Raw genomic sequence first — 21,721 nt, forward strand, 5'->3', positions numbered from 1 at the left:
CTGCCGTGACCGTGGGGACGGAGCAGGTCAGGCCGCCATGGTGAGCCGCTCGGCCGGCTCCCGGTGGGGCGCGACGATCCGGCCGTCGGGCAGCAGCTCACCGGTGTCGTCGAAGACGATCTTCCCGTCGCACAGCAGACTCCAGCCCTGCTCGGGGTGTGCGGCCACCACATGAGGGGCGCTGTTGTCGTGGGACGGGCACTGGTGGGAACACATGGCGCACCTCCGCATCGGACGGAACGGGTGCCGGGGCGGCACATCCGCCGCCCGGTACGACAGACCATGCGCCCTCCGGGGACGGACCGGAACGGCCCGCCGCGAAGTGTGTCACCACGCGGACGACTCCGGGACCGTTCCACGACGGTCGTGACGCGCCACCGATGGGGTGACGGTCACGCCCGGGCCCACCCGGTGCCGGTACGAGTGGAGGCCCCACCGCACGATCCGGGAGTCAGCCCATGCCCGTACGCCCTGTCCTCGGCGCGGCCGCCGGCGCCGCCGTGCTGCTGCTCACCGCGGCCGCCGCCCCGGCGCAGCTGTTCGCCGCGGCCGTCGCCCCCGCGGCCGCCGGCCCGTACGAGACCGTCACGGTCGACCCGACGGGCCGCGTCGCCGCCGACGGCACCGTCACCCTCTCCGGCACCTACCGCTGCACGGCCGGCAGGGGTCCGGTCTTCGTCAGCTCGTCCGTCAGCCAGAGCCCCCTGCCCGTCCCGCACGGCATCGGCGGGACCGTCGCCCGCTGCGACGGCGCCGATCACCGCTGGAAGAACTCCGGCCGGATCCTGGGGGACACGGTCCGGGCCGGCGTGGCCCACGTCGAGGCCACCGTCCTGGAACTGCGCCTCCACGGCGCCCTCCCGCTGCCGTACTTCCACGCCGTCCGGCAGCGGGACGTGACGCTGGTCCAGCACTGACTGTGCACCGTGATCACCGTGATCACCGCGGTCTTCCGGTCCGTCCGCCGTGCTCCTCGTCCCCGTCCTGGTGACCGGCTCCCTCCCCGTGGCCGACACCGTCGGGGAGCATCGCGAGGTGGCCGCCCGTGGCGACCTTGGCCACCATCTCGGCGAGTTGCCCGCAGGCGCGCGCGATCTCCCTCTGGGACTCGTTGCGCTCGCTGACGGCCGCCGCGAGGACCAGGGCGGTCAGCGCCGAGGAGCCGTTGAACGCCTGCAGGGTGATCATGTTGGTGAGCAGGCCGTTGGCGGCGAACGGGCCCGCCCCCCGGGCGGCGGCGACGATCGCGAAGGTCGACACGACCAGGGCGCAGGGCGCGGCCCCGGCCAGCTGGAAGCGGAAGGCCGCCCAGATCAGCAGCGGGAAGCCGAGGAACAGCAGGGGCGTGCCGCTTGTCTCGAGGAATCCGACGCAGACGGTGGCCGCGACGAGCAGCAGCGCCTCCACCCAACGGGAGAGTGGGACTCCCTTCGGCCGGCGGGACGCGAGGAGGACGAGCAGGACCGGCGTCACCAGCAGGACGCCCATCGCGTCCCCGGTCCACCAGACCGACCACGTCGGCCAGAACTTGTGCGTGCTCAGCGCACCGGAGAGGGCCAGGGTCACGCTGCCCGTGGTCGCACTGACCAGCATCCCGGCGAACGCGCCGAGGAAGATCAGTGCGAGGGCGTCCCGCAACCGGTCCAGTTCGAGACGGAACCCGGCACGGCGCAGCAGCGCGTAGGAACAGACGGGCGCGAGGGTGTTTCCCGCCACGATCGCGAGCACGGCCCAGATCGACGGCCCGAGGGAGACGTTCGCCAGGAGCGCGCCGAGCGCGATGCCGGGCCAGACCCGAAGGCCGCGCACGAGCAGGCTCGCCAGGGCGATACCGGTCGGCGGCCACAGCGGGGTGACCTGGCCGCGCACCAGCTGCTGGATCAGACCCAGCTCGGCAGAGCCGTAGTACAGCGCGGCGACGACGCAGATGTCCAGGGTGGCCACACCAGCGCGCCGGAGTCCTTCACGCTGTGCGCCAGTCATCGGGCGACCTCCGTATCGACATCTCCGTATCGACACCGCCCCGGAATCCATCATCCGCCGGATCCACCTCATCCTCCAGAGCGACGTGGAGCCGTCAGGCGGGCGGGGCGCGCAGGGCCAGTACGGCCATGTCGTCGTGACCGTCGCTGGGGTGGTGATCGGCCAGTGCCCGGACGAACTCCTGCAACGGAAGAGCCGCGTATCGGGTGGCGAGGCCGGTGAGCTCGTCGAGGCTCTCGTCGATGGGCCGCTGGGGATGTTCGATCAGCCCGTCCGTGAAGAAGACCACGGTGGCGCCCGGGGGCACGAAGCGGGAGTGGTCAGGGCGGGGCTGTTCGGCGTCGACCCCGAGCGGCAGCCCGGGCTCGGCGAACAGGTATTCCACCCGCCCCCCGGGGACGATCAGCAGCGGGGGGACGTGGCCCGCGCTGCTCCAGTGGAGGCGCCAGCCCGCTCCGGCCGGTTCCATGCGCGCCAGGGTCGTGGTGGTGACGGGATGGTTCGTGATGGTCTGCACCGTGCGGTCGAGCTGGGCGAGGATGGCCCCGGGCGGACCGCCGCGTTCGAACAGCAGAGCGCGCAGCATGTTGCGGATGGAGGCCATGGCGGCCGCGGCCTTCAGATCGTGACCGACCACGTCACCGATGACGACCGCCACGACGCCGCCGGGCAGCGGAATGGCGTCGTACCAGTCTCCGCCGAGCCTGCTGGGCTCGGCGGCGGGACGGTAGATGGCGGCGGCGGTGAAAGGCCGCAGGTCGGGCAGTGTCGGCAGCAGGAGCCGCTGGAACTGCTCGGCTCCGACCCGCACCTGTTCGAACAGGCGGACGTTCTCGATCGCGATGCCGGCGGCCCCGGCCAGGGCGACCACGACGGTCTCGTCGTGGGCGTCGAAGGGCTGTCCGTCACGCCGTTCGGAGAGGTAGAGGTCGCCGTAGATCTCGCCGCGGACGGTGATGGCGACGCCGAGCAGGGTGCGCAGGAGCGGGTGGTCAGGCGGGAACCCGGCGGACGACGGATGGGCCCGGATGTTCTCGATCCGCAGGGGCTCGGGGTGGTGGATCAGGTGCCCGAGGACTCCCAGGCCGCGCGGGAAGGCGGTCTCGGCGAGAGCGGCGTGCTCCTGCTCGGACAGACCGGCGGAGATGAACTGCTTCAAGCGGTCTCCGGACTCGTCGAGTACGCCCAGAGCCCCGTAGCGGGCGCCGACCAGTTCCATGGCGGTGGTGACGATGCGGTGCAGCACCGCGGGCAGTTCCACCTCCCGGCTGATGGCGACCACCGCGTCCAGCAGGCCCTGCAGCCGGTCCATGGCGTTCAGCAGGGCGCGCAACTGCTCGTCGATCCGGCCCAACTCGGCGCGCAGACGCAGGTGCAGGTCGGGAAGCCGAGTCTGCCTGGCCTGTTCCCCTTTTCCTCCCCCTCCCCCTTCCCCGATTCCTGCCATCGGTCCGGCCTCCTCACTGGAAAACAGGATGGCATACGCGTACAAAGGGGGCGGTTCGGTCGCAAGAGGGCGGGGTGCTCCGCCGTTTGGGTGGCCGCCGGGTCTCTGGCATCATGGGCAAAAACGGAACTCTGTTCCGAAATGTGCCCGGGGGACACTGTTCCACGTTCCACGGCGAGCGCGGCGGCGAAGGGAGCGGTGCGGTGAACGACAGCGACGAGGGCGCGGGGCGGGCGGCCCGGTCCAAGCGGGCGGACGCCCGCCGCAACGAGAAGACGCTGCTCGACGCGGCCGCCGCGGTCTTCGTCACCTCGGGCGTGGACGCGCCGGTACGCGACATCGCCGCCGAGGCCGGCGTCGGCACGGGCACGATCTACCGCCACTTCCCGACCCGGGCGGACCTCATCATCGCCGTCTACCGGCACCAGGTCGAGGCCTGCGCCGAGGCCGGCCCCGCCCTGCTGGCCACCGCCGCGACCCCGTACGCCGCGCTGGGCCAGTGGATCGACCTCTTCGTCGACTTCCTGGTCACCAAGCACGGCCTCGCCGCCGTACTCCAGTCCGGCGACCCCGGTTTCGACACACTGCACGCCTACTTCCTCGACCGCCTCGTGCCCGTCTGCACCCACCTGCTCGAAGCCGCGACCGCCTCCGGCGAGATCCACTCCGAGGTGACGGCCTTCGAGCTGATGCGCGGCGTGGGGAACCTCTGCATCGGCGCGGACACCGACCCCCGCTACGACGCGCGCCGACTGGTCGCCCTCCTCGTCGCGGGGCTGGGCCGGACGGGCTGACGGCACCTTCGCCGGGAGCCTCGGATGTTTGCCAAAGTGGGGAGCTGAGCCTTTGGTCCGAGGGCCCCTGAGGGGGATGGTCACGCGACAAGGGTTTCAGACGTCCGCACCAGCGGCGAACGCAGAGCGCAGCCATGCATAGACTGACTGCATTGTGGGCCGGTCCGCATTCCAGAGCAGCGGTTGCAGGCCCCGTAGGGGGAGGCTTGGCACCGTGGAACCACTGAGGGAAGAGGACCCGCGAGAGATCGGGGGCTTCTCGCTCGTGTGCCGGATCGGGGCCGGCGGTATGGGGCAGGTGTTCCTCGGTGAGTCCGCGGCCGGCCACCAGGCCGCCGTGAAGGTCATCAAGCCCTCCGTCCTCGACGAGGACACCCGCGCGCGCTTCCTGTCCGAGGTGGAGAGCCTGCGCACGGTGTACGGGCCGTTCGTCGCGGCGTTCGTCGGCGCCGACGCGGACGCCGACCGGCCCTGGCTCGCCGTGGAGTACGTCCCCGGACCGGACTTGCGCACCTTCGTCACCGAGCACGGCCCCCTCCCGCTCGCCGAGACCGCCAGCCTCGGCGCGCTGCTGGCGGAGGGGCTCGGCACGGTGCACGACGCGGGGCTGCTCCACCGTGACCTCAAGCCGCAGAACATCCTGCTGTCCCGGTACGGCCCCAAGGTGATCGACTTCGGTCTCGCCGCGCTCGCCGAGCGCCGCACCACCCTGACGGCGACCGGCTTCGTCGTCGGCAGCGTGCTGTGCATGCCGCCGGAGCAGGCCCGGGGCGAGCACCAACTGGAGCGGTGTGCGGACGTCTACGCGCTGGGCGCGGTGCTGCTGTTCGCCGCGACCGGACATTACCCGTACGAGGGACCCTCCTGGCAGGCCGTCGCCCTGAAGATCGAGGACCCGGCGACTCCTCCCGACCTGACGGACCTCCCCACGGAGCTCGGCCCCCTGATCACGGACATGCTCGCGCCGGACCCCGACGCCCGGCCGGCTCTGCCCGAGGTCATCGAGCGCCTTGTACGGGTCATCCACGACCAAGGCCTGACCGCCCTCCAGGCCAAGTACCGCCTCACCGGCCTCACGCCCGAGATCGTCGTGCCCCAGCTCCCGGCGCCGACCCCCGGGCCCGCACCGGGCGCCGACGCCCCCGCTTACACGCCCACCGCCGTCGACCCGGCGGCGGTTGAGGACGACGAGCAGGCGGGAGCGTCAGTACCGGCCGGGGCGGGGCAGCCCGCCGACATCGACGAGGAACCCGGCGGGGAATCCGCGAACGCCGACCCCTCCGCCCCGCGGGAGACCGTCCCCGGGCAGGACAGGGAGCCCCGAAGCGGCAGGGCCGCCGGCGTCCGTCCCACGGCGCCCTTGCGGATCGCCGAGCGGATCCGTGCCGCGTACGCCCGCCAGGCACGCTTCTGAGCTGCCCGGCTCCGCTCGCGGAAGCCTGTACGGTCCCCTCCGCCGCCGTGACAGACTTGCGGTCGCAGGACCGCACGACCAACGGGAAGACCTAAGGGGCCGCAGGTGACCGACCAGGGGGCGACGGAGGACGGGACCCGGTTCCCGCCGGGGGCACAGATCCTCGTCCGGGACGAGGAGTGGCTGGTCCGCAACACCACCACGACCGACTACGACGGGGAGCGCATCGAAGCCGTCGGCGTCTCGGAGTTCGTCCGGGACGAGGAGGCCGTCTTCTTCTCCGGGATCGACAAGGTGGAGTTGCTCGACCCGGAGAAGACCCTGCTGGTCCCCGACACCTCCTCGTACTTCCGGCGCAGCCGCCTGTTCCTCGAAGCCGTCCTGCGCAAGACGCCGCTGCCCCAGTCGGAGCGGGGTCTCGCCCTCGCCGACCGCTTCCTGCTGGACCCGCTCGTCTACCAGCAGCGCCCCGCCGAGCTGGCCCTGTCCATGCGCAACCTGCGCCCGCGGGTGCTGATCGCCGACGTCGTCGGGCTCGGCAAGACCTTGGAGATCGGCCTGACCCTTGCCGAGCTGATCCGCCGCGGCCGTGGCGAGCGCATCCTGGTCGTGACCCCGCAGAGCATCCTGGAGCAGTTCCAGCACGAGCTGTGGACCCGTTTCTCGATCCCCCTCGTGCGACTGGACTCCCTCGGCATCCAGCGCATCCAGCGGGAGATCCCGGCGGGCCGGAACCCGTTCACGCACTACAAGCGCGTGATCATCTCCGTGGACACGCTCAAGAACATCGGCCAGTACCGGCACCACCTGGAGCGCATCCGCTGGGACGCCGTCGTCATCGACGAGTCGCACAACCTGATCAACCCGGGCAGTCAGCGCCGTGCCCTCGCCGAGATCCTCGCCCCGCGCACGGACGCCCTGCTGCTCGCCAGCGCCACCCCGCACAACGGCGACAAGCGGTCCTTCGCCGACCTGATCTCGCTGCTCGACCCGGCGGCCATCGCCGACCGCGACCACTACGACCCGGCCGAGGACCTCGGCCACCTCTACATCCGACGGACCAAGATCAGCCATGAGGTCCGCGAGGAGATGGGCACCGAGTGGCCCGACCGCGCTCCCACGGTCTCCCTGCACTGCGCCGCCACCGAGGCGGAGGAGCGGGTCTTCGCCGAGCTGGCCGAACACTGGATCCCCACCGCGCCGAAGAGCACGGAGTTCGGCACGGCCGGAGAGGACCCCGTCTCGGTCGCCACCGAGCCGGTCTTCGCCTACAACCTGCTCAAGACGTTCCTCTCCTCCCACGTCGCCCTCGGTGAGACGGTCGCCAACCGCATCGCCGCCCTCGGCGAGCGGGTCCGCAAGGCCGAGGAGAAGGGACTGCGGCCCGACCCGGCCATCGCCCCCGAGCAGGCCGCCCTCGCCCGGCTGCGGGAGATCGTCGCCGGCATGGGCGACGGCACCGCCCCCGGCGACTCCGCCAAACTCGACGCGCTCGTCGAGCAGTTGAAGGAGATCGGCGTCGGCCCGAAGTCCACCACCCGGGCCGTGGTCTTCTCCGAACGCGTCCGCACGCTCACCTGGCTGGCTCAGGTCGTCCCCGCCCGTCTGGGCTTCCCGGTCGCGGCCGACGGCACGACGAAGGCCGTCACCGTCATGCACGGCGGCCTCAGCGACGACGAACAGGGCAAGGTCCTGGAGGCATTCGGCCTGGCCGACACCCCGGTCCGGCTGCTGTTCACCGGTGACGTCGCCTCCGAGGGCGTCAACCTGCACCGCCGGTGCCACCACCTGATCCACTACGACATCCCGTGGTCGCTGATCCGTATCGAGCAGCGCAACGGCCGTATCGACCGGTACGGGCAGAAGTACGAGCCCCAGTTCCGGGCGCTAATCCTGACCTCGTCCGCCCCCGGCGCCAAGGACGACCGCACGGTCGCCGAGAAGCTGCTCCGCCGCGAGGAGGAGGCGCACAAGCTGGACGGCACGGCCGAGGCGGTGTCCGGTTTCTACCGGGCCGAGGAGGAGGAGCGCCGGCTCATCCGGGAACTCGTCCGGGGCGGCACGGTCGAGGACTTCCTCCAGCCCGACCCCGAGGACGACAGCGCCCTCGCCGACCTGTTCGGCCAGGTGGACACGATCACCGAGCAGGAGCTGCCCGCCCGCGCCGAGCTGATCTCCCTCTTCGAGGGCGACACGGCCGCCTTCGTCTCCACCGCCCTCGACGAGGTCTACGAGGAGCGCGCCGCCGACCTGATCGGTCTGTCGTCTGGCGCCGACGCCAAGGGCGGCGCATGGTTCTCGCTGTCCCCGGCCAAGGCCCCCGACCTGCTCCACCGCCTCAAGGCCCTGCCGCCGTCCTACCTGAGGGAGCAACGCGTCGCCGAGCGGATGCTGGTCACCTTCGACCGCACCCTCGCGCAGCGCAAGCTCACCGAGGCCAGGGACAGCTCCACCACCATGTGGCCGGAGGTCTCCTTCCTCACCGACATCCACCCGGTGGTGGAGTGGCTGACTGACAAGGTGCTCGTGGAGTTCGGCCGGCAGGAGGCCCCGGTCATCACCACGCCGCACGTCGACGGGCCGGTGTTCCTCGTCCAGGGCATCCACTCCAACGCCCTCGGCCGCCCCACCGTGGTCCGCTGGATGGCCGTGACCGGGCTCGGCGCCGACGGCACGGGCACGCCCGAGGTGCGCCCCATGGCGGACGCGCTGCGCGACGCGAAGGTCGGCCCGAGGCTCGCCCGCACCGGCGGGCCGGGCGACCTGGACCGGCTCCAGGCCCTCGTCCCGGCCGCCGTCGCCGCCGCCCGCGCCCACCTCGACGCGGGCAGGGCCGAGTGGGAGGAACAGATCAGCGAGCCCCTGGCCGGCTACCGCGAGCACGTGGCCCAGTGGCGCGCCGACTCCCTGCTGCCCGGCGTCACCGGCCGCCGCGAACGCCTTGTCGAGGAGACCGCCGACGAACTGGCCCGACTGCTGGACCAGCTGAACACCACCGGCCGCCCGCTGCTGCGGGTCCTGGCCGTCCTCGACCGCCCCGGCGACCCGGACGCCCCCGGCGCCGAGGACGACGACTCCTCGGGCGGGTCCTTCGCATCCGATGCCCACCCGTCCGACGCCCAGGCGGAGAACTGACGTGACGTACGACTCGCTGGTCAACCACGGCGACTACCTCTCGGCCCACTACCTCGCCGAAGTCCTCCCCAAGGACCTCAAGGCCAAGGACGGTCTCCTCGCTCGCTGGGCCGCCTTCGAGGAGCGGGAACGCCGCCGGCACGCCGACGCCGTCGCCGAGGCCAAGAGTCAGGGCCTTGGCCCCGACTCCGTCCCCCCGCGCGCCCGCACCCCCCGCGAGGGGCTGCGCGCGCTGCACGGCCCCTACTTCGCGGGCCGCGCCGCCCTCGCGGCGGACGCGACGGCGCTCGCCGAACCCGGCGCGCCCGAACCCGAGGGCTGGCGCAAGCGGTTCACCGAGAGCCACCTGGACACCCTGCACGCCCTCGGCTACGCCGACGCCCACGAGCAGACCGTCACCGTCCACCGCGCCGACCACGCGTACACCCTCCAGGTCCTGCACGCCGAACCCGGCCTGTACGCCGTCTCCTGCGGCTGGACCACTGACCCGGACGCCGCGCTCGACCCGGACGACGCGGGCCGTCTGCTCCACCCCGTGGACCTGGAGGCCTCGGCGGCCCTGGAGGACGCCAAGGCCCTCACCGACTTCCTCTTCGCCTGCGACGCACCCCCGCGCTACGTCCTGCTGCTGGTCGGCGGCGTCGTCGTCCTCGCCGACCGCCTCGCCTGGCCAGAGGGCCGCTACCTGGCCGCCGACCTCGACGCGGCCCTCAACCGCCGCGACGACCGCCATGGTGGCGAACTCGACACCCTGGCCGCCCTGTTCGGCGCCGACTCGCTGCGCGTCCCCGCCGAGGGCGGCACCGCGCCGCTCGCCGGCTACCTCGACAGGTCCGGCAAACACGCCGTCGGCGTCTCCACCGAACTGCGCGAGGGCCTGCGCCTGAGCGTCGAATGGATCGCCAACGCGGTCCTGAAGCGCCTGCGCGACCCGGAGAACAACGTCACCCCGGCCGACCTCGACGACCCGGCCCGCCTGGCCAAGGAGCTCAGCCGCGAGGCGCTGCGCTACCTGTACCGGATCCTGTTCCTGCTGTACGCGGAGGCCAGCCCCGCCCTCGGCATCCTGCCCTCCGACTACCCTGAGTACGAGCAGGGCTACGGCCTCCAGCGCCTCGGCGACCTCGTCCTGCGCGACCTGGTCGGCGAGCCCTCCCGGCGCGGCTTCCACCTGTACGAGTCGCTGGAGCTGCTCTTCGACAAGGTCGAGCACGGCCACCGCCGCTACGGCACCGAGCCCGAGGACCTGGCCGCCGAGGCCGCGGCCCGCGAGGCCGCCGAGGCGGAGCGGGAGGCCGACGAACTCCTCGCCGCCGGCACGATCACCCGCGCCGAGCACACCGAACGCGTCCGCGAGGCCGACCGCGCCCGCCGCGCCGCCGCCCGCAGCACCAGCGCGGGCCTGCGCTTCGAGGCGCTGCGCTCGGAGCTGTTCACGAAGGAGGCCGTCCGCCTCATCTCGGACGACCAGATCGAGAACCCGCTGTACCGGGGCGACGAGGGCGACAAGCGCCGTCCGTTCCTGGACACCCGGCTGCGCAACGAAACCCTGCACAAGGTGCTGCGCCGCCTGATGCTCACCCAGGGCCGGGGCCGGGAGCGCGGCGGGTTCATCTCCTACGCCCAGCTCGGCATCAACCAGCTGGGTGCGGTGTACGAGGGCCTGATGTCCTACACCGGCTCCATCGCCGAGGAGGACCTGTACGAGGTCGCCAAGGGCGGCGACCCCTCGGGCGGAAGCTGGACGATCCCCGCCTCGCGGGCCCAGCACTACGAGGACGGCGTCTTCGTCACCCGCACGAACGAGGAGACCGGCCGCAGGGAGCGGATGGTCCACCCCAAGGGCACGTTCGTCTACCGCCTGGCCGGCCGCGACCGCCAGACCTCCGCCTCCTACTACACCCCGAAGTCCCTCACCGAGGTCACGGTCGAACTGGCCCTCAAGCACCGGCTGGACCAGCACGGCACCGTCACCCCGGCCAAGGAACTGCTGGAGTGGAAGATCTGCGAACCGGCCCTCGGCTCGGGCGCGTTCCTCAACGAGGCCATCGACCAGGTCGCCGCCGAGTACCTGCGGCGGCGCGAGCGCGAGCTGGGCCGCCGGGTGGACCCCGAGCTGCGGCAGATCGAGCTCCAGAAGGCCAAGGCGTACATCGCCCTGCACAACGCCTACGGCGTCGACCTCAACGCCACGGCGGTGGAGCTGGCCGAGGTCTCCCTGTGGCTCAACTCCATGCACCCGGGCATGCGGGCCCCCTGGTTCGGCCTGCACCTGCGGCGCGGCAACTCCCTCATCGGCGCGGGCCGCAAGGTCTACAAGGCGGACGTCCTGACGGATGGCGGGTGGCTGGCCAAGAAGAACACCCTCCCGCCGACCGACCTGCCGTTCCGCGACGGCCCGCTCCCCGAGGGCGCGGTGCACCAGTTCCTGCTGCCCGCCATCGGCTGGGGCGCGGTCGCCGGGGAGACCGAGGCGAAAAAGCTCGCGGAGGACGAGGCGAAGGCGCTCGGCGCGTGGCGCAAGGGCGTGCAGAAGGCGCCCAAGGGGCCGAAGCCGTTCCAGGAGCGCGGCGAGGAGACCGCCGAGGCCCGGCAGAAGCGCTACGACCGGTGGCGCAGGGCGGCGGAGAAGACCGAGCTGGGCCGGCTCCAGGGAGTGGCCCGCCGCGCCGAGTTCCTGTGGTCGCTGGTCGCCACCCGCCTCGAACTCTCCGAGCGGGCGGTGTCCCGCCGCGTCGACGTCTGGGGCGCGGACTGGCTGGAGCAGTCCTCCGAGGCGGAGGACAAGCAGAAGGTCCTCGACGACCTGACCCGCCAGGGCACGCCGTACTGGCGGCTGAAGACCGTGATGGACGCGTGGTGCGCGCTGTGGTTCTGGCCGCTGGACAAGGTCGGGGAGCTTGACGGTTCTGATCCGGTGTACGGGACGGGCGGCGCGCTCGTTGATGAGTCGTCGGTGGTGGGGCTGCTGGGTGGGGGGCCCGCGGTGGCGGAGCCGGTGGAGCCGGTCAGCCCCGCTCCCGGTGACCAACTGTGGAGCGCGGCGGGGCTATTCGACGATCCGGACGGCGAGCAGAGCGAGTTGGGCTCGGTGGATGAGGAAGCCGGTCTGGAGACCCGCCGCAAGCGTGGTACGGCGGGCCGCGAAGCCCAGATCACCGACCCGCGCCGGCCGTGCATCCCCTTGCAGAACATGGGGGACTGGCTGGACTTCCTGGAGGCCCTGCTCGGCACCAGGGACCCGGAGGGATCGCCACTCGAAGGCATTGAGGACATGCCGGTGGACAGGGCACTGGAGTTCCTGTCGGACATCGAGGTACGCCTCGACGGCATCCTCGGCATGGACGCACCCAGCCGCCTGCCGTTCCGTTTTCCCTGGCTGAGCACGGTCGAGGACATCGCCGGCACGACGGAGAAGGACATAAAGGCGGAGGACGGGCACGGCTTCTTCCATTGGGAGCTGCACTTCGCGCATGTGTTCCGGGGGCCGGGGGGTGGGTTCGACCTACAGGTGGGGAATCCGCCTTGGGTGCGGCCGGACTGGGATGAGGCCAGGGTGTTGGCTGAGTTTGATCCTTGGTTCAAGCTGAGCGAGAAGCCGTCGGCCGATCGTTGGCGAGAGCACAAGGACGCTGTGCTGGCAGATGCCGGGCAACACAGGTCGTATTTCGGCGAACTCGCTGCGACCGTCGGAATGGCCCAATTCCTCAGTGACCCGACGACATACACGCTCATCTCAGGCACGAGACCAGATCTCTATCGAGCCTTTATGTGCCAAGTTTGGCGCCACTTTGGTGTATGCGGAACGGCAGGGTTGGTACACCCAGACACGCACTTTGGCGGCGTGAAAGAAGGTCGACTGCGTGAAGCCGCCTACCGGCACCTCCGGGTACACGGACATTTCTCGAATCGGCGAGGCGTATTCTCGGAGATTCACGCGAACACAGAGTTCGGTGTTCATATCTATGGCGAGGCAGGGTCGATCAAATTTACGCATCTTAGCTGGCTTTTCGATCCATCGACTTTGCGAGACTCATTTACGCACGATGGCCAAGGTGAGGTGCCAGGCATTAAGTCGGCCGGTCAATGGGAGCTACGTCCGCATCGGGCGCGTCTGATTGAGGTGGATTCGGCATTGCTCGCGCAGTGGCACCGACTCTCGGGCGATATAACGATCCCCGCTAGCCAGGCAGCGCTGCTCTACCCGGTGACGACGGATGAGCAGGGGGCTATCACGGTGCTCGCCAAAGTCGAAGATCGATTGGGTGCTCACGACCCCAGGATTAGCATCGGTATGTTCGAGAACCTGGCCACAAAGAAGCTGGGCCTCTATCGATGGGCCACCACTAGGCCAGAATCGCTCGACGAGGTAATCTTGCAGGGGCCGCATCTCGGCGTAGCCGCGTCAATCTTCAATAAGCAACCGAATCGAATCTGTAAGACCAATCGTGATTGGTCGGGCTGGAATCTCCCGGCACTTGCGGAAGTCGAGATCCCGCGCACGAACTACGTGCGTGATTGCGAACGTGAGAAGTTCAAGGGTGTTCAGGATCGGTGGCTGGATCACGAACGCTTGAATTTGCAATGGACCCCTTCCCCTGGAGACTGGGATAGCCGTTCCAGTGTCCTGAGCGATGAAGAACTGGGGCTCCCTGAGGTCGAGCAGAGAGATCTATTGCGGCGTCGCCTGTGGCTTCTCCGTCCATATACAGAGTTCTATCGGTTGGCGTGGCGGAGAATGATCCCTTTCGATACAGAGAGGAGTTTGTTCGCTGCCCTGATTCCGCCAGGACCGGCTCATGTGCACACCATCGAATCAATGGCCCTAGCGAACAACCTACTTACTTCACTTAATGCTGGTTTCTGGGCTGTCTTGCCGCTGGACTATTTGCTGCGCATTACCGGGCGCTCGGACCTGCAAGTAGCGGAGGCGAAAAAGATGCCGTTTGCAGATCCTAGCCACCCGCTGGCCGGACCTCTCTTGCTGCGCACCCTGCGCCTTAACTGTCTAACAGAAGCGTACGCCTCCGTGTGGGAAGAATTGTTTGATGAAGCTTGGCTTAAGGCTGAGCAGTGGGCGGTAGCGTGGCCTAATATCCCACCCCTTGCGGCGCACCTAGAGCCGTCCTGGCAGCAAAACACCCCACTCCGCACGGAATTTGCGCGTCGCGCGGCCCTTGTTGAGATGGATGCACTAGTGGCGGTGTGGCTTGGAATGACGGCCGATCAGTTGGTAGCGATTTATCGATCCCGCTTCCCTATTCTCGCCGACTATGAACAAGAGATCTGGTTCGACTCCTCGGGGCGCAGGGTTGCACGTAGCCACCACGCTTTTGGGTTTGGCCAGACAAAGCAAGACTATGCGGAAGTGGTGGCCTATGAGTCGGGTGAAGTGCCCTGCCCTCCGGAAGGGTATACAGCTCCGTTTTATAAGGCGGAAAGGGAGTGTGAGCTGCGCGCCGCGCACGCATTCTTCGCAAGTCGACTGAAAGAGTATTCCGTAGCTCTACGAGGGAAACCTTGAGTAGACGGGTCCATAAAGCTAAATGCGGCGACTGTTTGAGGCACCCCGCACCGGCTTGCCATTGTGCGGGGTGCCAGGGTGATTACGCCTGACTAACGGGCGAATGGTTAGGAGGGTCGGAATGTTGCTATTAGGAATACCAGGGATCCAATAGTGGCGGCGACGAGTATGGGCTGGATCAGATTTTCACGAGTGTGGGCGACGTACCCCGATGCGAGAGCGCATACTAGTATGAGTGCGAATGTTAATGTGTTCAAAGTCGCTTCCGGTGGGGTTGGTTAGATTTCTATTAGCGCGCCACTGGCGTGGCGCGCTATAGTGGAATCAGGCGGAGTTGCGAAGATCTTGCAGGGTGGTCCCCTTATCGGTATGCCATGCAGACCATCCGTTTACAGCAACTCCCGCTGCGGCCGAGCAGGCGCCCGATGGGGAGTCGTGCACTGTGCCATCATCAAGGCGGAGCTTTCCGTCAGCGGTCACGAATGCGGTATGTACCTGGCCCAGGTTGCGACGATGCCAGGTTAGAGCCTGTCCGACCGTCAGTCGTCCGTCTGCAAGTAGCGGAGCAAGGGCAGCCTTCCTGGTTCGGCTGGTATGGGTCGTGGAAGCTTCGCGGTCCAGTCCCAGCAGGCGTCGCAGCACACTATTGGGTGTGTCGACAAGTGGTCTCGCCTCCCGGGCCAGTCGTGCATACACTTCGTCGTCAACGTCAATCGAGTGGGTAGGCATTAGCCCGCCTTTCGGTCGCCCAGTAAGACAATACAAACTCCAGGTCCAGGTGTCCAGGTATCCAGGTAACGAACTCCGGTTGCGTGTCCCTGACTTGGCCAACCGACGCGTGCCAGCAGCGCAGACAGCAGCGCCCCGCATCGAACTTGTCGATGCGGGGCGCTGCTGCCTGTGTGAGGGTCAGCCTTGGGCTGCGTAGGTGATGAAGTCGCTCCACGCGGTGGGGGATAGGGCGAGTTCAGGGCTCTGCTGGTACTTGGAGTCCCGGACGTGGATCGCCTGCGTGCTCGCCGCGACCTCAACGCAGTCGTCGCCTTGCGAGCCGCTGTAGCTGCTCTTGAACCAGGCCAGTTCGGACATGCTCATAGCGCTCCTCGCAATCGCTTCAGCAGGCCCAGGGAGTCCTCGGGGGTCAGGGCCTGCGAGCGCAGTTTCGCATACCGCTGCTGGAGCAGGCTGATCTCTTTCAGGTCGGCGATCAGCCGTCCGTTCTGCTGCCCCTCGGAGTAGGCGAACCACTGGTTGTCCGGTGTTTCGGCCAGTCGCACCGGACCGTCCACTCCTGCATGCGTCGGCCTCCGCAGCGGCATCACCTGAAACTCGACGTTCCAGTTCCGCTCGATCAACTCCAGCAGGTGGTCGAAGAGTTCCCGCGTCACCTCCTCCCCACCCGTCCACCGCTCCAGCACCGCCTGCTCCACGATGAAGCTGAACGCCGTCGGCGGCTTCCGTGTCACCGCCAGCAGTTCCTGTCGTGCCAGCCGCGCCGCGATCCGCTGCTCCAGCTCCACCGGGTCGGGCAGCGGCGGCACGTCCAGCGACACCGCCCGCGCGTACGCCTCCGTCTGCAACAGGCCCGGTACGACCCGGCACTCGTACGTGTACAGGCTGATCGCCGTCGCCTCCAGCCGAGCCCACTGCCGGAACCAACTAGCCAGCCCCGCCTGCCGAGTCAACGTCGGCGCGGCCCTCCGCAAGGCCCCCGTGTTGCCGAGCACCGCCTCCCCCCGCTCCACGAACTCCCGGTCCGGCATCCTGCGACCCTGTTCCACGGAGGCGACCGTGTGCTTAGAGAAGCGGACCAGCGCGCCGAACTCCTCGCGGCTCAGGCCCGCGTGCTCCCGCAGGGCCTGGACGACCGCCCCGAAAGTGCGCAGACTGTCCGACGCCCCCGGTTCCGCGCCGCCCGCCCCCGTGCCGCTGTCCGTGCTCTCGTAGGCCACCGCCGGCCACCTCCCCGTGCCACCCACCGCCGTACCGCTTCCGACGACGGCAATCGTCACGCACCGTGATGCGTACTGTCCGCTGAACGTGTGCGTACGCTGACTCAGCGTACGCAGCGCGGCGCTGGCGAACGCACCCTTTCCGGCATCACAGTGGGCATATGACAGCACCATCCACCCCCACGACGCGGCAGGGCCTCGTTACCGTACGTGCGTTCACCCAACAGTTCAGCTCCACCCCGCGCGGCGCCCGCCTCGCCCGCCGGCTCGCGCTGCACCAGCTCGACGTCTGGGGCGTGCCGCACGGAAGCGAGGCCTCCGACACGGCGGCCCTGCTCGTCGCGGAGCTGGCCGCCAACGCCGTCACGCACGGCCGTGTCCCCGGCCGGGACTTCGAGGTCACCGTCAGGCTGCTCGGCCGGACCCTGCGCATCGAGGTCTCCGACACCCTGGGCGAACTGCGGCCCCCGGCCCCCGGCACACCCCGCCCCGCACTCGGGCCGCTCTCGGAGACCGGCCGGGGCCTGCTCCTGGTGGAGGCGCTCGCCGACCGCTGGGAGGTCCTGGACCGCGTCCCCGTCGGCAAGACGGTCGTCGCCGAGCTGGACCTGCGGCGCTGACCGCGCTGCCCGTGCCGGCGGCCCCGGACGGTCGCGCCGCCGGGCCGGGACGCCGCCCGCGCGCTCGGCCTGGCGCGGCGTCAGGCCGACCGGACCGTACCCCCTGTCCCCGCCCCTGGCCCACGACGGCCGATCGCCTGTTCCAGGCAGTCGTCTCACCACCGAATGACGCCCGTGGGAGTCCGCCGCCCCGGCCGTCGTGCCGTCCGGCGCCGGTTGTCCACAGGGGGTGCGCGCCTGCCGGGCGGCGTCGGAGACTTCCCTCGTGCAGCATCTGACACGACTCACCCGTAACGGTGTGCTGCTGACCGCCCACGCCCTGGCCGCCGGCTGGCCCGCTCGCAGGCTCACCCGGCGCCTCCGCCGCGACGGCTGGCTGCCGATTCACCGGGGCGCGTGGGCGGCGCCGGGCGTGGCGGTGGACTGGCTGCTGCGTGCCCGCGCGATGCAGATACTGCGCCCCCATCTCGTCTGCAGCCACCGCACCGCCGCCGCGCTGCACCGCGTCGAACTGCTCGGGAACAGCCCCGGTTCCGTGCCGCTGGAGTTCAGCACGACGTACCGCGGCTCGACCGACCAGCCCGCGGGTGTTCGCGTGCGGGCGGCGACGTGCCTCACCGACGGCGACCGGACCGTACGGAACGGGCTCGTCGGGACCACGCCCGCGCGGACGGTCGCCGACCTCCTGCGCGCCGGACCTCGTGACGACGCCGTCGTCGCCGCGGACTCCGCCCTCTCGCCCCGCCGAGTGGCGGGCGTGACCCGTCCGGCCCTGGTGACCCTGGCCGGCCTCGCGGCCGAGCTGGCCCCGCCCCTGCACGGGGCACAGCGGGCCCGGCGCTGGCTGCGCCTGACGGATCCGGCCGCCGGGTCGCCGGCCGAGACGTTCACGCGTCTGCGGATGCACGACGCCGGGCTGCATCCGGCAACCCAGGTGGAACTGCGCACGCGGGCCGGCCGAACCGTCCGCCCGGACTTCCTCTTCCTCGCGGAGGGCCTGGTGGTCGAGATCGAGGGCTACGCCTTCCACGGCACACGCGAAGCCCACGCACGGGACACCCGGCGCTTCAACGAGCTGGCCACATGCGCGGGCGTGAGGCGGGTGCTGCGCTTCACCGCCGCGGAGGCCTTCCTTCGGCCGGACGCGATGATCGCCACCATCCGCGCGGCACTGGCCGACCTGGCCGGGACGCCGGGCGAGGTCGGTCTCCCTGTTCTGGGCGCTACGGGACCCTCACACCGGGCCGGGAAGAACATCCAGGCGTCCTGAAGTGCCGACGACTCGGAGGGGGGTGGGGGCGGGGGGCGTCTATAAGGTGGGGTGGTGTTGGTGGAGGGCTACGGGGAGTGTGGATGGCGGACCTCGAGGACAGCGGTGGCGGCCCGGGGACCGGCCGGAGCCGGCCGGCGGGGCACCGGGGGTACGCCGTACCGGAAGATGTCGACGGCGGCCCGGACGCGTTCTTCCTGCCGCTGGGGCCGGCCCTGGAGATCGGGTCCGACGGCCGGCCGACCGGCGTCGAGCTGGAGCTCCCCTCCGACGAGGAGGACGAGGCCTACAGCGACGCCGACGGCATCTCCGCCCCGTTCCGGCCCGACAGCATCAAGATCCACACGGAGACCACGACCGTGGACCTGCTGCTGTCCCGGCTGCGGGAGGGCATGATCGACCTCGCGCCGGACTTCCAGCGGCGGGCCGGGATCTGGAGCGACCGTGCGCAGAGCCGTCTGATCGAGTCGCTGCTGCTGCGCATCCCGATCTCCAACTTCCACATGGCCCAGGACGACGAGGACAAGTGGGCGGTGGTGGACGGCGTCCAGCGGCTCACCGCCATCGCCCGGTTCATGGAGCCCCAGCTCACCGGACTGAGCCCACTGACCCTCCGAGGTCTGGACTACCTCTGGAACTTCGACGGCAGCACCTACCAGGACCTGACGGGGCGGCTGAAGATCCGGCTGCGCGAGACCCAGCTCACCGTGCACATCATGCAGCAGGGCACCCCGGAGGCTGTCAAGCACAACGTGTTCTCCCGGATCAACACCACCGGTCTGCCGCTGACGCAGCAGGAGCTGCGGCACGCGCTGGTGCGGGGGCCGGTCCGGAAGATCCTCGCGGACCTCGCTGAGGACCCGTCGTTCGGCGAGGCCACTCGGTGGAGCGTGTCCAACGAGCGGATGGCAGACCGCGAGATGGTGCTGCGCTTCCTCGCCTTCCGCCTGACCAATCCGGCCGAGCACTCCGAGAAGGACTTCGACCGCTTCCTCACCGACGTGATGTACCGGATCAACAACCTCACCGAGGAGCGGCGGGCGCAGCTCACCCGGGAGTTCCGGACGGCCATGCGGTGCGCGAGCGACCTGTTCGGGGAGCAGGCCTTCCGCAAGCCACGCGTCGGGCCGGGCCGCTCACCCATCAACAAGGCCCTCTTCGAGACGATCGCCGTCCATCTCGCGCTACTGGACGACCAGGAGCGGGACAGACTGGTAGCGTCTCGCGAGATCTTGCTCGACGAGTTCACCGATCTGATGAAAGTGTGGGACTTCGACCGGTCGATCTCCATCGGCACCGGGGACCCGGTGAAGGTCCGCACGAGGTTCCAGTACGTGGCACGGCTGTTCCGGGGGGTGGCTGAACAGTGATCGACCGTTTGACACTGCACAACTTCAAGGCGTTCCGCGACACGTCCTTACCGCTGGGCCCGCTCACCCTCCTCACCGGGCTCAACTCGTCCGGCAAGAGCAGCGTCCTCCAGGCGATCGCGCTGCTGCGCCAGTCGCACGAGGCAGGCGACCTCGCGGTTTCCAGGCTCCTGCCTGAGGCGCGACGGGCCGGGATGACGGTCGCTGTTGCCAACCAGGGCTTCCTGCTCAACGGCGAACTCGTGCGCCTCGGCACCGGCGAGGACGTCCTGCACGAGGAGTTCGCGGAGGACGAGCCACGGATCGAACTCCGCGTCGACGAGGGGCCGTACCACTACGAGTGGTCCGTGGAGTACGAGCCGGAGCAGAATCTGCTGCCGCTGCGCGACGTGGACCTGCCGCTCACCTCGGAAGGGCCCGCCGCGCCGACCGGGCCCGAGGCCGTAACCCCGTCGTTCCTCACCGCCCCCTTCCAGTACCTGCACGCCGACCGGATCTCGCCCGCCGAGTTCTACCCGCGCGACCACCACGCGGTCATCGGCCGAGGCTTCCTCGGCGTACGCGGCGAGCACACCGTCAACTACCTCCGTCACCACGCCCGTGACGAGGTCCCCAAGGGCCCACTGCATCGTCGGGACGCCGAGTCGGACCGTCTGCTCGACCAGGCCGCCGCCTGGATGGGCGACCTGTGCCCCGGGGTGGACATCAGGGCGGACGCCATGGAGGGCACCGACGCCGTACGCCTGTCGTACGGATTCCAGGGCACGCTCGGCGCCACCCAGCGTCGCCGGCCCAGCCACGTCGGCTTCGGCCTCACCTATGTCCTGCCGGTCGTGGTGGCCTGCCTCACCGCACGCCCGGGCTCTCTGGTCCTCCTGGAGAACCCTGAGGCGCACCTTCACCCACACGGCCAGACGCAGATGGCGAGGCTCTGCGCGGCGGCCGCCGCCCAGGGCGCCCAGGTGATCATGGAGACGCACAGCGACCACGTCATCAACGGCGTGCGGCTCGCCGTCAAGAACGGACGGCTCACACCCGGGCAGGCGGTGTTCCACTACTTCCGCGGCAACGGCACCGGCGTCGAAGTGGTCAGCCCGCGGGTCGACGCGGACGGCATGCTCGACCATTGGCCCGAAGGGTTCTTCGACGAGCTGGAGAACACGCTCGACCAGCTCATCGGCTGACTTACCCGCCCGGGGAAGGCGGGGCGAGGCGCACACCATCGCGGAGGGGGAGACGTGCCGCAACTGTTCCTGAACGAGAGATCCTGTGAGACGACGGCAGATCCGGACCGGGTCAACCGCGCCATGACCGAGCTGGTGAAGGCCATCGTCGCCGTCGCCAGGGTGGACCGTCCGGGCACGGTACTGGTCGCCCGGGAACACGTGAAGGCCTTACAACTGGCCGAGGGACACCCCATCGGCAAGTGGATAGGCACCCCGGACGCCAAGGACCTCTGGCGGCGGCTGCTGCTCATGCAGACCAAGTACCCCCACGACGAGGCCTTCCCCGAGGGCGAGACCTTCTCCGACGTGGCCTACAGCCACGACGGCGTACCCGTGACCGGGCTGGGAGCCGCGCACCTGATGGGCGGCGTGGGCGTCTCCCTGCCGCTGGAGCGATGCTGGGACGCCGACCGGCTCACCCTCGTCCGGGAAGAACTCGTCGACGACGAGGACGACGGTTCGGTGCTCACCGACGTCGAGGTCCCGCACGCCGCCACCCGTGAGCACGTCGACGCGCACCTGCCGTGGATCCGCGAGGAGGTCGAGGCCGCCCAGCGCGGCGATCTGAGTGCCATCCGCACCGGAGCCGAACTGTGGGAACGGTGCGCCGAACTTTTCCCCCACCTCCTCTTCCTGCCGCGCGTCGAAGCACAGTTGCGGGAACTGGAGCAGTACTGGGTCCACCCGGTCTGCAAGCGGCTCGCGGAGATGGACCGCGCGGTTCTGCTCTGGGACTCGGAGGCCGACCTCGACGGGCCGCGATGGGCCTCGGCCGTGACGCCGGAACACTCGACCCGCAAGCGTGACTACTGCGAGTTCACCGACTTCGACGGCGAGAGCCGGTACTTCGACACCCACCTGCGCTTCACCCCTGGCGCGGGACGGCTGCACTTCCGGTTCGTGAAAGCCACCCGGCGAGCCCACATCGCCCACATCGGGCGCAAGCTCGGCATCTGAGCCGCACGGAAGCCGCCCGGCCACCCCCG

16 protein-coding genes are annotated in these 21,721 nt (G+C 69.8%); 10 read left to right on the plus strand and 6 right to left on the minus strand.

All coding sequences use genetic code 11. The annotated features are described in order from the left end of the window. Window positions 1–27: 27 nt before the first annotated feature. On the minus strand, window positions 28–216 hold the full coding sequence (locus ACH45E_RS25310; RefSeq protein WP_361439719.1) for a DUF5999 family protein: 189 nt from the start codon (window positions 214–216) through the stop codon (window positions 28–30). 242 nt (window positions 217–458) lie between these two features. On the opposite strand from ACH45E_RS25310, the gene ACH45E_RS25315 reads away from it, so the two are divergent. Further along, window positions 459–917, plus strand: coding sequence for a DUF6299 family protein (locus ACH45E_RS25315; RefSeq protein ID WP_361439722.1), 459 nt, complete (start codon window positions 459–461; stop codon window positions 915–917). A gap of 22 nt (window positions 918–939) precedes the next feature. On the opposite strand, the gene ACH45E_RS25320 is transcribed toward ACH45E_RS25315, so the two are convergent. After that, a complete protein-coding gene (locus ACH45E_RS25320; RefSeq protein WP_361439725.1) occupies window positions 940–1,983 on the minus strand; it encodes an MASE1 domain-containing protein in 1,044 nt (347 codons plus the stop codon). A 94-nt stretch (window positions 1,984–2,077) separates the two neighbouring features. Next, on the minus strand, window positions 2,078–3,430 hold the full coding sequence (locus tag ACH45E_RS25325) for a GAF domain-containing SpoIIE family protein phosphatase (RefSeq protein ID WP_361439728.1): 1,353 nt from the start codon (window positions 3,428–3,430) through the stop codon (window positions 2,078–2,080). 203 nt (window positions 3,431–3,633) lie between these two features. Here ACH45E_RS25325 and ACH45E_RS25330 point away from each other — a divergent pair, with 203 nt between their 5' ends. From ACH45E_RS25330 to ACH45E_RS25345, 4 genes are all read left to right on the plus strand, one after another. Continuing rightward, on the plus strand, window positions 3,634–4,224 hold the full coding sequence (locus ACH45E_RS25330) for a TetR/AcrR family transcriptional regulator (protein ID WP_361439731.1): 591 nt from the start codon (window positions 3,634–3,636) through the stop codon (window positions 4,222–4,224). Between the two features lie 214 nt (window positions 4,225–4,438). After that, complete coding sequence (locus tag ACH45E_RS25335) at window positions 4,439–5,638, plus strand: serine/threonine-protein kinase (RefSeq protein WP_361439734.1); 1,200 nt, start codon at window positions 4,439–4,441, stop codon at window positions 5,636–5,638. Window positions 5,639–5,743: 105 nt separating this feature from the next. Next, window positions 5,744–8,773, plus strand: a complete 3,030-nt coding sequence (locus ACH45E_RS25340) for an SNF2-related protein (protein ID WP_361439737.1) — start codon at window positions 5,744–5,746, stop codon at window positions 8,771–8,773. Between the two features lies 1 nt (window position 8,774). Then, a complete protein-coding gene (locus tag ACH45E_RS25345) occupies window positions 8,775–14,297 on the plus strand; it encodes a class I SAM-dependent DNA methyltransferase (RefSeq protein ID WP_361439740.1) in 5,523 nt (1,840 codons plus the stop codon). 324 nt (window positions 14,298–14,621) lie between these two features. On the opposite strand, the gene ACH45E_RS25350 is transcribed toward ACH45E_RS25345, so the two are convergent. The 3 genes from ACH45E_RS25350 to ACH45E_RS25360 are packed head-to-tail and all read right to left on the minus strand — an operon-like array spanning window position 14,622 to window position 16,249. Continuing rightward, on the minus strand, window positions 14,622–15,167 hold the full coding sequence (locus ACH45E_RS25350; RefSeq protein WP_361439743.1) for a hypothetical protein: 546 nt from the start codon (window positions 15,165–15,167) through the stop codon (window positions 14,622–14,624). A 39-nt stretch (window positions 15,168–15,206) separates the two neighbouring features. Next, window positions 15,207–15,392: a DUF397 domain-containing protein gene (locus ACH45E_RS25355; protein WP_361439746.1), complete on the minus strand. Its 186-nt coding sequence runs from the start codon at window positions 15,390–15,392 to the stop codon at window positions 15,207–15,209. Further along, window positions 15,389–16,249: a helix-turn-helix transcriptional regulator gene (locus tag ACH45E_RS25360; RefSeq protein ID WP_361439749.1), complete on the minus strand. Its 861-nt coding sequence runs from the start codon at window positions 16,247–16,249 to the stop codon at window positions 15,389–15,391. The genes ACH45E_RS25355 and ACH45E_RS25360 overlap by 4 nt, the downstream gene beginning before the upstream one ends. A 161-nt stretch (window positions 16,250–16,410) precedes the next feature. Here ACH45E_RS25360 and ACH45E_RS25365 point away from each other — a divergent pair, with 161 nt between their 5' ends. From ACH45E_RS25365 to ACH45E_RS25385, 5 genes are all read left to right on the plus strand, one after another. Then, complete coding sequence (locus ACH45E_RS25365; RefSeq protein ID WP_361439752.1) at window positions 16,411–16,869, plus strand: ATP-binding protein; 459 nt, start codon at window positions 16,411–16,413, stop codon at window positions 16,867–16,869. A gap of 265 nt (window positions 16,870–17,134) precedes the next feature. After that, window positions 17,135–18,139, plus strand: coding sequence for a hypothetical protein (locus ACH45E_RS25370; RefSeq protein WP_361439755.1), 1,005 nt, complete (start codon window positions 17,135–17,137; stop codon window positions 18,137–18,139). 83 nt (window positions 18,140–18,222) lie between these two features. Then, window positions 18,223–19,509: a DUF262 domain-containing protein gene (locus ACH45E_RS25375; protein ID WP_361439758.1), complete on the plus strand. Its 1,287-nt coding sequence runs from the start codon at window positions 18,223–18,225 to the stop codon at window positions 19,507–19,509. Next, complete coding sequence (locus ACH45E_RS25380) at window positions 19,506–20,693, plus strand: DUF3696 domain-containing protein (protein ID WP_361439761.1); 1,188 nt, start codon at window positions 19,506–19,508, stop codon at window positions 20,691–20,693. Before ACH45E_RS25375 ends, ACH45E_RS25380 begins: the two co-directional genes overlap by 4 nt. A 54-nt stretch (window positions 20,694–20,747) precedes the next feature. Further along, complete coding sequence (locus tag ACH45E_RS25385) at window positions 20,748–21,692, plus strand: hypothetical protein (RefSeq protein ID WP_361439764.1); 945 nt, start codon at window positions 20,748–20,750, stop codon at window positions 21,690–21,692. Window positions 21,693–21,721 lie beyond the last annotated feature (29 nt).

Source organism: Streptomyces sp. NPDC020299, from assembly GCF_044387825.1.
In the GTDB taxonomy this organism is placed as follows: Bacteria; Actinomycetota; Actinomycetes; order Streptomycetales; family Streptomycetaceae; genus Streptomyces.